The organism is Arthrobacter pityocampae, from assembly GCF_002927275.1.
Lineage (GTDB): Bacteria > Actinomycetota > Actinomycetes > Actinomycetales > Micrococcaceae > Arthrobacter_D > Arthrobacter_D pityocampae.
This window is the reverse complement of sequence record NZ_PRKW01000002.1, coordinates 354,602-368,533: the sequence shown is the minus strand read 5'-3', so window position 1 is coordinate 368,533 and position 13,932 is coordinate 354,602. Positions and strand designations below refer to the sequence as shown.

The following is a 13,932-nucleotide window of genomic DNA, read 5'->3' as shown; positions in this document are numbered from 1 at the left end:
TCCGAACATGGCCACCACCATGGACCACCGAACCGCCCCCGCTGACTCGGCTGCTGCCGGGGACGCCGAGGGACCACTCACGGATGCCCCGCTGATCTACTTCTCGTCGGTTTCCGACAACACCCACCGCTTCGTGATGAAGCTGGGGGTCCGGGCCGCCCGCATGCCGGTTCTTACCAGGGATCCCACCCTGCGGGCAGCCCGGCCGTACGTCCTGGTTCTTCCCACCTACGGCGGGACCACCGGCAAAGGGGCAGTGCCCCGCCAGGTGGTGAAGTTCCTGAACAATGAGCAGAACCGCAACCTCCTGAGGGGGGTGATCGGGGCCGGTAACACCAACTTCGGTGAGACCTACTGCCTTGCGGCCGACATCGTCGCCGCCAAGTGCAACGTCCCCGTTCTCTACAGATTTGAAGTCATGGGCACGTCCGAGGACGTGGCCCGGGTAACCCAAGGATTGGAAGAGTTTTGGACATGAGTGTTGCAGAGACCGAGACGGGCGCTCCCGCAGCCGCGGTGGACCGCTTCAAGGACATGGGCTATCACGAGCTGAACGCCATGCTCAACCTGTACGGGCCGAACGGAGAGATCCAGTTCGACGCCGATCGGGAGGCTGCGCACCAGTACTTCCTGCAGCACGTGAACAACAACACGGTGTTCTTCCACGACCTCGAGGAGAAGCTCGACTACCTCGTGAAGAACGAGTACTACGAGCGCGAGACGCTCCACCAGTACACGATGAACTTCATCCGCGACCTCTTCAAGCGCGCCTACGCCAAGAAGTTCCGCTTCGAGACCTTCCTCGGCGCCTTCAAGTACTACACCTCGTACACACTGAAGACGTTCGACGGCAAGCGCTACCTCGAGCGCTACGAGGACCGCGTGTGCATGGTCGCCCTGCACCTGGCCCGCGGCAACGAGGCACTCGCCGAGCAGATGGTCGACGAGATCATCGACGGCCGCTTCCAGCCCGCCACCCCCACGTTCCTCAACGCCGGCAAGCGCCAGCGCGGCGAGCTCGTCTCCTGCTTCCTGCTCCGCATCGAGGACAACATGGAGTCGATCGGCCGGTCCATCAACTCGGCCCTGCAGCTCTCCAAGCGTGGCGGGGGCGTCGCGTTCGCCCTCACCAACATCCGCGAGGTCGGCGCGCCGATCAAGCAGATCGAGAACCAGTCCTCCGGCGTCATCCCCGTGATGAAGCTCCTCGAGGACAGCTTCTCCTACGCGAACCAGCTCGGTGCCCGCCAGGGTGCCGGTGCCGTGTACCTGCACGCCCACCACCCGGACATCAACCGCTTCCTCGACACGAAGCGCGAGAACGCGGACGAGAAGATCCGCATCAAGACGCTGTCCCTCGGCGTCGTCGTGCCCGACATCACCTTCGAGCTCGCCAAGCGCGACGAGGACATGTACCTCTTCTCGCCGTACGACGTCGAGAAGGTCTACGGCATGCCGTTCTCCGACATCTCGGTCACCGAGAAGTACTACGAGATGGTGGACGACGCCCGGATCAAGAAGACCAAGATCAAGGCCCGCGAGTTCTTCCAGACCCTCGCCGAGATCCAGTTCGAGTCCGGCTACCCGTACATCATGTTCGAGGACACAGTGAACCGGGCCAACCCGATCGACGGCAAGATCATCATGTCCAACCTGTGCTCCGAGATCCTCCAGGTCTCCGAGCCCACCACGTACAACGAGGACCTGTCCTACGACGAGGTGGGCAAGGACATCTCCTGCAACCTCGGCTCGCTGAACATCGCAAAAACCATGGAATCGCCCGACTTCGGGCGGACCATCGAGACCGCGATCCGCACCCTCTCGGCCGTCTCGGACATGAGCAACATCGGCTCCGTCCCGTCGATCGCCAAGGGCAACGACGCCTCGCACGCCATCGGCCTCGGCCAGATGAACCTGCACGGCTACCTCGCCCGTGAGCGCGTCCACTACGGCTCGGAGGAGGGCCTGGACTTCACGAACATCTACTTCTACTCCGTGGTGTACCACTGCATCCGGGCGTCGAACCTGATGGCCATCGAGACCGGACGCACCTTCGCCGGCTTCGAGAAGTCCAAGTACGCCAGCGGCGAGTTCTTCGACAAGTACACCGACCAGGTGTGGGAGCCGGAGACGCCGCGCGTGCGTGAGCTGTTCGCCGACGTGCACATCCCCACGCAGGAGGATTGGCGGGCACTGAAGGCCTCCGTCATGGAGCACGGTATCTACAACCAGAACCTGCAGGCTGTCCCGCCGACCGGCTCGATCTCCTACATCAACAACTCGACGTCCTCCATCCACCCGGTGGCGTCGAAGATCGAGATCCGCAAGGAAGGCAAGCTGGGCCGCGTGTACTACCCGGCGCCGTACCTGACCAACGACAACCTGGAGTACTACCAGGACGCGTACGAGATCGGTTACGAGAAGATCATCGACACCTACGCCGCTGCCACGCAGCACGTGGACCAGGGCCTGTCCCTGACGCTGTTCTTCAAGGACACCGCCACCACACGTGAGATCAACAAGTCGCAGATCTACGCCTGGCGCAAGGGCATCAAGACCGTCTACTACATCCGTCTCCGCCAGCTCGCGCTGGAAGGGACCGAGGTCGAGGGTTGCGTCAGCTGCATGCTGTAGGCAACTAAATTGGCCAGGCTGGGCGATATGCCCGGCCTGGCTCCCGGCACACCAGGCAGTACCCACGCAGACAAGGAACACACCATGAGCGAGAAGCTGAAGCTCGTAGACCAGGTCCAGGCCATCAACTGGAACCGTATCCAGGACGACAAGGACGTGGATGTCTGGAACCGCCTGGTGAACAACTTCTGGCTGCCCGAGAAGGTGCCGCTGTCCAACGATGTGCAGTCGTGGGCCACGCTGACGCCGGAGGAGCAGCAGCTCACCATGCGCGTCTTCACCGGTCTCACCCTGCTCGACACCGTCCAGGCCACCGTCGGTGCCGTCAGCCTTATCCCTGACGCCATCACGCCTCACGAGGAGGCCGTCCTCACGAACATCGCGTTCATGGAGTCGGTGCACGCCAAGAGCTACTCCTCGATCTTCTCGACGCTGGCCTCCACCAAGGAGATCGACGAGGCGTTCCGCTGGTCCACGGAGAACGTGAACCTGCAGCGGAAGGCGCACATCGTCACCGACTACTACCGCGGCGACGATCCCCTGAAGCGCAAGGTCGCCTCGACTCTGCTCGAGTCCTTCCTGTTCTACTCCGGCTTCTACCTGCCGATGTACTGGTCCTCGCGCGCCAAGCTCACGAACACGGCGGACCTCATTCGCCTCATCATCCGTGACGAAGCAGTGCACGGCTACTACATTGGGTACAAGTTCCAGCGTGGGCTGGAGAGCGCGACACCGGAGCGCCGCCAGGAGCTCAAGGACTACACGTTCGAGCTGCTGTTCGAACTGTACGAGAACGAGGTCCAGTACACCCACGATCTCTACGACTCCGTCGGCCTGGCCGAGGATGTCAAGAAGTTCCTGCACTACAACGCCAACAAGGCGCTGATGAACCTGGGCTACGAGGCGATGTTCCCGTCCTCCGTGACCGATGTGAACCCGGCGATCCTCTCGGCGCTGTCCCCGAACGCCGACGAAAACCACGACTTCTTCTCCGGCTCGGGATCCTCGTACGTGATCGGCAAGGCAGTGAACACCGAGGACGAGGACTGGGACTTCTAGCCTCTTCCCTTTCAGGTCCCGGAAACGGCCCCGCACGCGACGCGTGCGGGGCCGTTTTGGTCTCAGCAAGCTGTGATCTCACGGAGCTCCAGCGGAGGAACACGAAATATTCGACCCGCCGCAGAGTCGTACAGTCTGGTGGCTCAGGCGAGAAGCACTTTTGCCCGGCACGTCTGACCTAGCGTTTTGATCCTCCATCGCGTGGCCCGTCTTCGTTGGACAGGAGCGTCCCCGGGCGGTGGGGAGTTGTGGCTGCTGCCGGGCAGCGGTGGTGCGGTGGAGTGGTAGGTGTGCCCGGTGGGCGTGGTGACCGTCAGGCCGTGCCGTTCCCCGAGCTCCGCGTGTGGTCGTGAGTCCCAGCCGTCGAGTTCCTTGGTGTGGTTGCAGGCCTCGCAGAGCCCGGCCCCGTTGGCCAGGGTGGTGGGTCCGTTGGTGTGCCAGGGGATGATGTGGTCGTAGTGCCGGATCGGCGCATCACAGTACGGGGTGCGGCAGAGGTCGTCGCGGGCCTGGAGGAAGCGGCGCTGCCCGGTTGTGAACAGCCGGGCCCGGGAGTCGACCGCCACGAGGTCCCCGGTTCCGGGGGCGGTGTAGAGGCGCCGGAGCCACACCTGGAATCCCGGTGCGGCCGCCGGATCAACTGCGGTCCCTACGGGTCCGGGTACTTGATCCACTGGTTGCTCCGCGGTCCCTGACTCGAACACGGTTTCATCCCCCGTTGACCGCCCGGCGGGCTGACCAGCCGGGCACTTGCTGGGTATCCCGGCTGCACGCTTAGCAGGGAGCCCCGCCTTTTCCTGGGTGAGGAGGTCGCGGGCCCAGCCTGCGGGGACGATCCCGTAGCCGGGGAGGCGGGCCGGTTCGCTGTCGCCCTGCAGCAGGGTCCGGTCGGTCATGATCAGCTGCACCTCGATGCGGGAGAACCCGCCCGGGGTGCCGGTGGTCCGCTCCACCAGGGCATCCGCCATGAGCTGGCCCCTGCTCCGGGTGTCGCCTGCGGCGCGTTGGGTGTCGGCGTGCCGGGTCAGTTCCGCATGGACCGCGACCCCCTGGGCGACCGGGAGCAGGGCGGTCAGATACGTCATGGTGTCCGGCGCAGGGCGCAGACTCACATGCCGGTCCCTGGCGGCATGGCTGGCACGCTGGGTGACGCTGCGGGGGTCCCTCCGGTACGCCGCCGCCCGCGCCGCCGCGATGAGGGCCCTGTCGCCGGCGCCGTCGAAGGTGCCCGTGTCGGGGCTGAGTTCGTCGTCGACCGCGCACCGGTCCGCAGCGGACAGGCACGCGGTCTCCCGGACCAGGAGGGTCGCACGCCACTCGTTCAGCCTGCCCGACTCCAGGGCGGTTAGGGTGTGGGGCATCTCCGTCACCAGCGCCCGCGCCACCCCGAGCAGCCGGCCGCCGCGGGCCGGGGACTCACGCCGGGCGAGGGCGAGCTGCGCGCCCACCCCACGACCCTGCTCCACCACCGGGACACCAGCGGCCGCCTGCGACTGACGCTGGACCAGATCGAAGACCACGGCAGCCCGAGCCTGGGCGCCGGCGATCGCGGACTTCAACTCCTCGAGGGCAGCCACGAGATCGACCAACTCAGCAGCATCCACGCCACCGGCCCCGCCCGCGGCATCGAGGCCGCCAACGCGAACCGGCCCTCCCGCGGCACCAGCACCACCCCCCGTATGAGCACCAGCCGCGCCGACCGGCAGCGAGGCCACTGCGCCGATCAGCTCCCGCACCCGAACAGCCGAAGCTCGAGACTCGACACTGGCGGACGGGACGGTGGGGGACGGGTCACCCTTCGACCGGGCCCCGGCCGGAGGGTGAGCTGCGGACTGGACACGGGCAGGCAGTGCGACTCCCGGGACCAAGCCGGCTGGGACCGAGGCGGAGGAAAGGGTGGCGGACGTGATGAAGGCAGGAGCCGCATGCGAAGGGGCGCATGCCGGTCGTGGAAGACCACCGATATCAGTGGTCTTCCACGAGGCATTCCGGCTGCTGTCCATAGTGAATTTTCTCAACCGCTACCGAGAGGATGAGGGTCGTTGCTGCCTATGTGGACAAGTTGACGCGTTCCCGCCGGAGGATGCTCAGCACACGCCGATACCGGAGGATGCCCAGCACACGCCGATATCCGAGTCTCGATCCGGGCGCCGAGTCAGCTGATCCCATGATCCGGACCGAGCGACAACATCCCGCAGAGCTCACGCCGGCCTCGACCACGGCCAGAACCCGCCGCCATGAGGCGGCAGCACCCCTACGGCCAGTTCCGCCAGTTCCAGCGCGACGGATGGGGCGCCGCAGGGGCCTGCGGCTCCGGCTCGGGCACCTCGCCCAGCGCCTGCGCGGCCTCGACGAGGTCATCGGTGGTGAGGGTCATGACGTCGTCGCGATCGAGGGTGTCCAGACTGCGTCCCTCATCGCGCGACAGCCGAAGCGCCTGGCGATTGAGCGACTGCTCGAACAGCGTGCGCGCGAATCGTGCATTGCCCGAATCCTCGCCGGCATGGATGTTGGCGAGGATCCGGCGCAGCATCTGGTCGGCGCCCGCCTCCAGGGTGTATTCGTGCTGGGCGAGCATCTGCTTGAAGATGGTCTCGAGCGCGTCCACCGAGTAGTCGGGGAAGGTGATCTCCCGCGCGAACCGTGACCGCAGTCCGGGGTTCGAGAGCAGGAAGCTCTCCATCAGGCGCGGGTACCCGGCCACGATGACCACGAGGCGGTGCCGGTGATCCTCCATCCGCTTGAGCAGGACCTCGATGGCTTCCGGCCCGAAGTCCATCCGGCCGTCGTCCGGGAACAGCGCGTAGGCCTCGTCGATGAACAGGACTCCGTCGAGCGCCCGGCGAATGACCCGGTCGGTCTTCATCGCCGTCGCGCCGACGTACTGACCCACCAGGGCTGACCGGTCGACCTCCACCAGGTGGCCCTTCTGCAGCAGGCCGACCGCGCGGTACATCTCAGCCAGGAGCCGCGCGACGGTGGTCTTGCCGGTGCCGGGGTTGCCGAGGAACACCAGGTGCTGGGAGGTTGCCACCTCGGGCAGGCCGTGCGCCTTGCGGCGGGCCTGGACCTGGAGCAGCGCCACGAGAGCCCGCACCTGTTCCTTGACGCTCTCCAGCCCCACGAGGGCGTCCAGCTCGGCCTGCACTTCCGCGAGGGGCCGCGCCGGTCCGGGCCGTGCATTGAAGAGCTCACCCACGCGGTCGTCACCGCGGTCGGAGCCGGGGAGCTTGATCTGATCGGCCAGATTGCCGAGCGTCTCGCGCAACTCGTCGAGCGGATTGCGGCTGCTTGCCATGCGTTCCTCCTGATGGTTCGAGCCGCGGATTCGCGATCCGCGGTGGGTGGACAGCAGCGCTGACCGGGCAACGTCCCTGAGAGTGCTGATCAACTCTAGATCCATCGCGACACGAAGTCGTCCTGGAGAAATACCCCCGAAGGTCACGGTCTGCGTTATACTAAGTAGGCTGATGAATACGATTGGTTGTCATCGAATCGCCAGCCACAACTTGTCCCAACCTGAAGGAGACGCCATGAGCACGAAGGTCGAAAAGAGCATCCTCGTCAACGTCCCGGTGAGCATTGCCTACAACCAGTGGACTCAGTTCGAAGAATTCCCCCACTTCATGGGCGGCGTCAAGTCCGTCAAGCAGCTCGACAACGAGCGCCTGAACTGGGTCGTCGAGATCGGCGGTGTCCGCCGCCAGTGGGACGCCACCATCCTGGAGCAGGTCCCTGACACGCGGGTCTCCTGGGCCGCAACCGAAGGTGCCACCAACGCAGGCACGGTGTCCTTCGAGGACATCGGCGGCGGACAGACCCAGATCCACCTCGTGCTCGAGTACGAAGCCGAGGGCCTCGTCGAGAAGATCGGCGACAAGCTGAACGTCGTCGACAACCAGGCCGAGGGAGACCTCAAGCGCTTCAAGGCCTTCATCGAGGACGAGGGCTACGCCACCGGTGCATGGCGTGGAACGGTCTCGCCCGGCCTCATCGGTGAAGCTAACGTCGAGGATGCCGCCGCATCACGCGGTGACAGTGGCAAGGCAGGCGTTTCAGGCAAGGTGGCCGCCGGTGTCGGTCTCGCCGCAGCAGCCGCAGCCGTCGGCGTCGCCGCCAGCAAGAAGAAGGACACCGACGACGACACGACAGTCGTCGACGAAGACATCACACTCACGCCCGTGACCGATGTCGCTCCCGAGGTCTACACGACCGACGACGCCGTGCTCTCGCGCAGCACCGAGGACGTCCTCCTTCCCGCCGAGGACGTCGATCCGGCATCGACCGGTACGGCGACCGGCACTGGCACCAGCACCGGCACCGCGACGGACGGCCTGAATGATCCGCTGCTGAACAAGAACCGCACCACCGGCGGCGCACTCTAGCCACCAGGCAGCACCCGCCCCGCTGAGGGGTGGTTCGCGGGCAGCCACCCACTCCATCAGGAGAGGGTGGCTGCCTGCTTTTCAAGGGTGTGATTCAGCGACAGTCGGGAGCTACCCGCCCTCCTATACTCGAAGGATGCTTACGACACACCCCGCCCCGGGCCACCATGTCCAGCCGTCCGCCGCCGAGCGGTCCAGGGGCGCCCTGTGAGCGGCGGGCTCGTCGCCCTGCTCGACGACGTCGCGGCGATCGCCCGCATCGCGGCCGCCTCCGTCGACGACGTCGCTGCCGGTGCCGCCAAGGCGGGCACCAAGGCGGCCGGCGTGGTCATCGACGACGCCGCGGTCACCCCGCAGTACGTGTCCGGAGCCGACCCCTCGCGCGAGCTGCCGATGATCAAGCGGATCTTCTGGGGTTCGCTCCGGAACAAGCTGTTGATCATCCTGCCGGCACTTCTGCTCATCAGCGCCTTCATCCCGGCGGTGATCCCGTTCATCCTCATGCTCGGCGGCACCTACCTGTGCTACGAGGGCGCCGAGAAGGTCTGGCACAAGCTCCGCGGCCACGCCGCCGAGAAGGCGCCGGCCAGCGCCCGCGGCCCCGAGGCGGAGGCCAAGGTCACCAAGGGCGCCATCACCACCGACTTCATCCTGTCATGCGAGATCATGGTCATCTCGATGAACGAGGTGTCCGACGAGTCCATCTGGGCCCGCGCGATCATCCTGGTCGTCGTCGCCCTCGCCATCACGGTCCTCGTGTACGGCGCCGTCGCGCTCATCGTGAAGATGGACGACATCGGCCTGCACCTCACCACCAAGGACTCCCCGAGGACCCAGCGGTTCGGTGAGCTGCTCGTCAAGGGGATGCCGGCGGTGCTCGCCGGCATCACCTTCATCGGCACGATCGCCATGCTGTGGGTGGGTGGCCACATCATGCTGCAGGGCGCCTACGACCTCGGATGGCATCTCCCGTACGACCTCGTCCACACCCTCGAGTCGCCGTTCGTCGGCATCCCCGTCGTCGGCGGTCTGCTCGCCTGGCTCGTGAACACGCTGTGCTCCGCCATCCTCGGACTCGCGTGGGGGCTCGTCGTCCTGGCCATCGTGCACCCGCTGTTGAAGGCTCTGCCGTTCGGCAAGAAGGGTGAGCACGAGGAGGGCGACATCCGCGCTGCCGTCGCCGGCTACCGGTCGGGCAAGGGCAGCACGAAGTACACCTCCTAGCCCCGCCTGGCTCCACCGGCCCTCCGAACGCACCTGTGTTCGGAGGGCCTTTTCTTTACCCTGGCGATGGAAGCATCTGCATGCTAACGTGCAGTTACTGCATAATCAGTCGAGAGGAGTCCGACATGTCCGTCCACTACAGGCGCTTCCCATGAGCGCCGTCCCCGTCATCGACGCCCGGAACATCTGCAAGAGCTACGGCAAGGGCGACGGACGCTTCGACGCCCTGCGCGACGTGACCCTCCGCATCGAGCGGGGGGAGTGCGTGGCGATCGTGGGCAAGAGCGGGTCGGGCAAGTCCACGCTGATGCACATCATCGCCATGCTGGACACGCCCGACGCCGGAAGCCTCGCCTACGCGGGGGAGGACGCCCTCGCGCTGTCCCCGAAGAGCGTCAGCGAGCTGCGCAACCAGGAGTTCGGCTTCGTCTTCCAGCAGTTCTTCCTCACCCCGGGAACGTCCGTCCTGGACAACGTGACACTGCCGCTGAAGATCACGGGGGAGCCGTCGAAGAGCCGCAAAGCCCGCGGGCTCGAGGTGCTCCGCCAGCTCGAGCTGGAGGACAAGGCCACCAGCCGGGCCACGGACCTCTCCGGCGGCCAGAAGCAGCGCGTCGTCATCAGCCGCGCCCTGGTCAACGAACCCAGCGTCATCTTCGCCGACGAGCCGACCGGCAACCTCGACAGCGCCACCGGCGCGATCGTCCAGGACACGCTCTTCGCCCTCAACCGCGATCTCGGGATCACCCTGGTCATCGTGACGCACGACGAGGAGCTCGCCGCCCGCTGCGACCGTCAGGTCTTCCTCCGCGACGGCGTCCTGGTAGCACCGGCCCAGGATCGGGGCGCGGCGGCATGAAGACGGTCGATCTCATCGGCACCGCGGTCCGCAACACCTTCCGCAGCAAGCTGCGCACCACCCTGACGGTCCTCGCCCTCTTCATCGGTGCCTTCACCCTGACCCTCATCGCTACGCTACGAGTAGGGACGGTTCCGGACACGAGGGGGAGACATGGCAGGCGGCAGTGAGCAGGGACTCCGGCAGCGCAAGCAGGCGGCGACGGCGCTGGCCATCGAGCGCAGCGCCGTCGCGCTGGTCCTCGAGCACGGGCTCGACGCCGTCACGGTGGACATGATCTGTGCGGCGAGCGGCGTCTCCCAGCGGACCTTCTTCAACTACTACCGGACGAAGGACGCCGCGATCCTCGGCGCAGCGCCCGGCAAGCTGGACGAACGGCAGGTCCGGGAGTTCCTCGTCTCGGACTCGCCCGACATGCTCGAGGAACTGCTCGGCCTGCTGGCCTCCCTCGTGCCGGTGAACGCCGACACCCGGGAGCTGGTGGCGCCGCGCATGCGGATCATCAGTGAGAGCCCCGCCCTGATGCAGAAGGAGATGGAGCGGCTCTCGGGCGTCCACGAGGAGGTCGCCGAGGTCCTCTACCTGAGGATGCGGCGGGCGGCGCCGGCAGACGAGTCGGCGGAGGACACCCGCCGGCAGAGCGCGCTGGTGGCCCACCTCGTGCCGGGGATCCTCAGGTTCTCCCTCGAACAGGGCGACGGCGCTGCCCCCGGCGCAATCAGCGGGCTCCTGGCCCGTGCGCTCACAAGACTCGTTCCGGTCCGGTTGACGGATCGTTCAGGGACGGAGACGCAGGCCCCGCCGCGCCTGTGACGTGAGCGGCGCCCACCTGCGGCGTATACCGGGGGTTGCGTCGACGGCTCAGTTTGCTCGCTCCGAACCCCCAGGGAGCCGATTTGTAAAGACCGCCGCCCGGCGACCCCGTGTCCTTCCGCTCGTTCCGGGGCGGTTGGAGGATGAGCGGCGAGAGCGCTGCGTGTGTTGTGGTGCTCCCGTCGCGGACCCGGATCCGGGTTCGTTCCCATCGCACCGTGAAGGATACGAATCCCATGAACAAGATGCGCTTGCTCGCAGTCCCCGCCCTCGCCCTCGGTGCCGTCGCCATGGCAGGGTCGCCCGCGATGGCAGCGGACGGCAGTTACTCCTCGACCCTCGGTCAGGTCAACGGCACCACGGGCACCGGCACCGTCACCGTCGACGTCGTCGGTGACCAGGCCACGATCGACCTCCAGGTGTCGGGCCTCGCCGAGACCTTCCAGGGCGCGCCTTACCCCCACGTGCAGCACATCCACGGCGGCGCCGCCGGGGTGTGCCCGACGCCGGCGAACGACGCGAACGGCGATGGCATCATCAGCGTCACCGAGAGCGCCCCCGGCTACGGTGGCATCCTGGCGACGGTGACGACGTCCGGGCCCACGACGCCCGCCGAAGCCCTGAACCTGCAGCTCGCCGGACAGGGCGGGACGTACACGATCCAGCGCACCTTCACCATCGATGCCGCGACTCAGGCGGCACTCGAGAACGGTACGGCGGTCTTCAACGTCCATGGCCTGGACCCGGCGACGACGCCGTCCACCCCGGAAGCCTTCAATGCCCCCAGCGATCTGGATCCGGCCCTTCCCGCGGGCGCCACGGCACCCGCACTGTGCGGGACGCTCGTAGCGGCCCAGATGGGCGCGCTGCCGTCGGGCGGAGCCGACACCGGTGCCACGGTGGAGACCGCAGCCACGCCTGCCTCGGCCGGGCTGATCGCCCTCGGTGGCGGCGTCGTCCTCGCGGCCGCCGTCGGCGGGACCTACGCCGTGCGCCGCAGCGTGGCGAAGGCCTGATCACCTCCGCCCGCAGCCGGGTGACCGTCGCGACCCTCAGGGGCTCCGCGCCGGTCGCCCGGGCGGGTGCGGCATGCCCTGATGCCCCGACACCCGACGTCGTCCTATAGTGGAGCCGTGCTCTCCTAGATCCTCGCCCGGCAGGACACCAGCCAGCCCTGAGGATCACCGTGCCCGGTTCGCACTCCCCATCACCCCACTCCGCCGCCCACCTGCGCGTGGACGGCGTCTCCAAGAGCTTCGGGGCGCGCCGCGTCTTGACCGACGTGTCCTTCACCGTCTCCGGCGGCCGCACCGGCCTCATCGGCGAGAACGGCTCCGGCAAGACGACCCTGCTGCGCATCCTCGCGGGCCTCACGGCGCCGGATGCCGGCACCGTCACCACGACGCTTCCGGGTGCCGGGACGCCGCGCATCGGCCTGCTGCACCAGGAACCGCCCTTCGCGCCGTCCGCCACCCTCACGGAGGCCCTCGAGGCCGCCGTCGCCCCCGTCCGCGCCGCCGCGCACGCCGTCGCCGAAGCGGGCCTGGCCCTGGCCGTCACCCCCGAGGACCCTGCGGCCGCCACCGCGTATGCGGCGGCCCTCGAGACGGCGGAGCGCGTCGGCGCGTGGGACATCGACACGCGGATCGCCGCCGTCGTCTCCGGACTCGGCCTCGCCGACCTCGCACCGGACCGGCCGACGCGGACGCTCTCCGGAGGGCAGCGCTCCCGCCTGTCCCTGGCCTGGCTCCTCCTCAGCACGCCCGACGTCCTGCTCCTCGACGAGCCGACCAACCACCTCGACGACGACGCCGCCTCCTACCTGGGGAGCCTCCTCGAGGACTGGCCGGGCCCCGTGCTCGTCGCGAGCCACGACCGCGCATTCCTCGACGACGTCGTCACGACCCTCATCGACCTCGACCCCGCTCCACTGCCCCAGGCGCTCGCCGGGCCCCTCGTGGCCGACGGCGACGGCACCGGCATCGGCGTCGTCCGCTTCACCGGCAGCTACACCGGCTACGTGCACGCGCGGCTCGTCGCCCGGGAGCGGTGGGAACGCCGGTACCGGGACGAGCAGGCGGAGCTGAAGCGGCTCCGCGCTGCCGTCTCGGACAGCCACCTCGTGGGCCATGAGGACTGGAAGCCCCGCTCGGAGGGGCGCGTCAGCCGCAAGTTCTACGCCGACCGCAACGCCAAGGCGGTGTCCCGCAGGGTCGACGACGCTGCCTCCCGGCTCGTGTCCCTCGAGGAGCGGCAGATCCGCAGGCCACCGCGGGAGCTGCGTTTCCGGGGTCTCACGGCGGCCGGGACCCCGGCAGCACCGGGAGCACCGGCAGCACCGGCCGGGACGGAGCCGGTGCTCACTGCGGTGGCGGCTGCGGTGAGCGGGCGTCTCGACCCGGCGTCGCTGGTGCTCGGTGCGGGGGAGAAGCTGCTCGTCACGGGCCCCAACGGATCCGGGAAGTCGACCCTCCTGCGTCTCCTCGCCGGCGAGCTGACGCCGACCTCCGGGACCGTGACCGCGGCTCCGTCGCTGCGCATCGGCCTGCTCGCACAGGACGTCGACCTTCCCGACCCGCTCGGCCGCGGATCCGGACGGACGGCGCTGCAGGCCTATGACGACGCCGTCGGCCCGGTGAGTGACCAGGTCCCGCTGCGCACCTTCGGGCTCATCCACCCGCGGGACGAGGACCGGCCCGTTGCGGTGCTGAGCGGCGGCCAGCAGCGCCGGCTGGCCCTGGCGATCCTGCTGGCGAGTCCGCCCGACGTGCTCCTCCTCGACGAGCCGACCAACCATTTCTCCCTGCTCCTCGCCACGAAGCTCGAGGCCCTGATCCCCGCCTATCCCGGGGCGGTCGTCGTCGCCTCGCACGACCGCTGGCTCCGGCGTACCTGGCAGGGCCGGCGGCTCGGGCTCGTCGGGGACGCCGCGGCGCGCTGACCGGGGCGTTGCGCGGG

General features: G+C 67.8%; 12 protein-coding genes. 10 read left to right on the top strand and 2 right to left on the bottom strand.

The annotated features are described in order from the left end of the window. The first annotated feature begins 7 nt into the window (after nucleotides 1–7). The 3 genes from nrdI to nrdF all read left to right on the top strand — a co-directional run bounded on the left by nrdI (nucleotide 8) and on the right by nrdF (nucleotide 3,693). Complete coding sequence (gene nrdI, locus C4K88_RS05555; protein WP_438502327.1) at nucleotides 8–478, top strand: class Ib ribonucleoside-diphosphate reductase assembly flavoprotein NrdI; 471 nt, start codon at nucleotides 8–10, stop codon at nucleotides 476–478. Continuing rightward, on the top strand, nucleotides 475–2,634 hold the full coding sequence (gene nrdE, locus C4K88_RS05550; protein ID WP_104120625.1) for a class 1b ribonucleoside-diphosphate reductase subunit alpha: 2,160 nt from the start codon (nucleotides 475–477) through the stop codon (nucleotides 2,632–2,634). The genes nrdI and nrdE overlap by 4 nt, the downstream gene beginning before the upstream one ends. Before the next feature lie 84 nt (nucleotides 2,635–2,718). Next, nucleotides 2,719–3,693, top strand: a complete 975-nt coding sequence (nrdF, locus tag C4K88_RS05545) for a class 1b ribonucleoside-diphosphate reductase subunit beta (RefSeq protein WP_104120624.1) — start codon at nucleotides 2,719–2,721, stop codon at nucleotides 3,691–3,693. Between the two features lie 143 nt (nucleotides 3,694–3,836). On the opposite strand, the gene C4K88_RS05540 is transcribed toward nrdF, so the two are convergent. Together C4K88_RS05540 and C4K88_RS05535 are read right to left on the bottom strand one after the other, a co-directional pair. Then, a complete protein-coding gene (locus C4K88_RS05540; protein WP_438502326.1) occupies nucleotides 3,837–5,429 on the bottom strand; it encodes an HNH endonuclease in 1,593 nt (530 codons plus the stop codon). A gap of 518 nt (nucleotides 5,430–5,947) precedes the next feature. Beyond that, on the bottom strand, nucleotides 5,948–6,991 hold the full coding sequence (locus C4K88_RS05535) for an AAA family ATPase (RefSeq protein ID WP_104120622.1): 1,044 nt from the start codon (nucleotides 6,989–6,991) through the stop codon (nucleotides 5,948–5,950). Nucleotides 6,992–7,226: 235 nt separating this feature from the next. Between C4K88_RS05535 and C4K88_RS05530 the strand changes: the two genes are divergently transcribed. The 7 genes from C4K88_RS05530 (at nucleotide 7,227) to C4K88_RS05505 (ending at nucleotide 13,915) form a co-directional block, all read left to right on the top strand. After that, a complete protein-coding gene (locus tag C4K88_RS05530) occupies nucleotides 7,227–8,078 on the top strand; it encodes an SRPBCC family protein (RefSeq protein WP_104120621.1) in 852 nt (283 codons plus the stop codon). Between the two features lie 207 nt (nucleotides 8,079–8,285). After that, nucleotides 8,286–9,302: a DUF808 domain-containing protein gene (locus C4K88_RS05525; protein ID WP_104120620.1), complete on the top strand. Its 1,017-nt coding sequence runs from the start codon at nucleotides 8,286–8,288 to the stop codon at nucleotides 9,300–9,302. A gap of 151 nt (nucleotides 9,303–9,453) precedes the next feature. Beyond that, on the top strand, nucleotides 9,454–10,161 hold the full coding sequence (locus C4K88_RS05520) for an ABC transporter ATP-binding protein (protein ID WP_104120619.1): 708 nt from the start codon (nucleotides 9,454–9,456) through the stop codon (nucleotides 10,159–10,161). Beyond that, nucleotides 10,158–10,331 carry a hypothetical protein gene (locus C4K88_RS17330; RefSeq protein ID WP_167398965.1) on the top strand — a complete coding sequence of 58 codons (174 nt, stop codon included), beginning with the start codon at nucleotides 10,158–10,160 and terminating at the stop codon, nucleotides 10,329–10,331. Before C4K88_RS05520 ends, C4K88_RS17330 begins: the two co-directional genes overlap by 4 nt. After that, on the top strand, nucleotides 10,315–10,974 hold the full coding sequence (locus C4K88_RS05515) for a TetR/AcrR family transcriptional regulator (RefSeq protein ID WP_104120618.1): 660 nt from the start codon (nucleotides 10,315–10,317) through the stop codon (nucleotides 10,972–10,974). The genes C4K88_RS17330 and C4K88_RS05515 overlap by 17 nt, the downstream gene beginning before the upstream one ends. Nucleotides 10,975–11,210: 236 nt before the next feature. After that, nucleotides 11,211–11,990, top strand: coding sequence for a hypothetical protein (locus C4K88_RS05510; RefSeq protein WP_104120617.1), 780 nt, complete (start codon nucleotides 11,211–11,213; stop codon nucleotides 11,988–11,990). Nucleotides 11,991–12,160: 170 nt separating this feature from the next. After that, complete coding sequence (locus C4K88_RS05505) at nucleotides 12,161–13,915, top strand: ABC-F family ATP-binding cassette domain-containing protein (protein ID WP_206604351.1); 1,755 nt, start codon at nucleotides 12,161–12,163, stop codon at nucleotides 13,913–13,915. The last annotated feature ends 17 nt before the right edge of the window (nucleotides 13,916–13,932 follow it).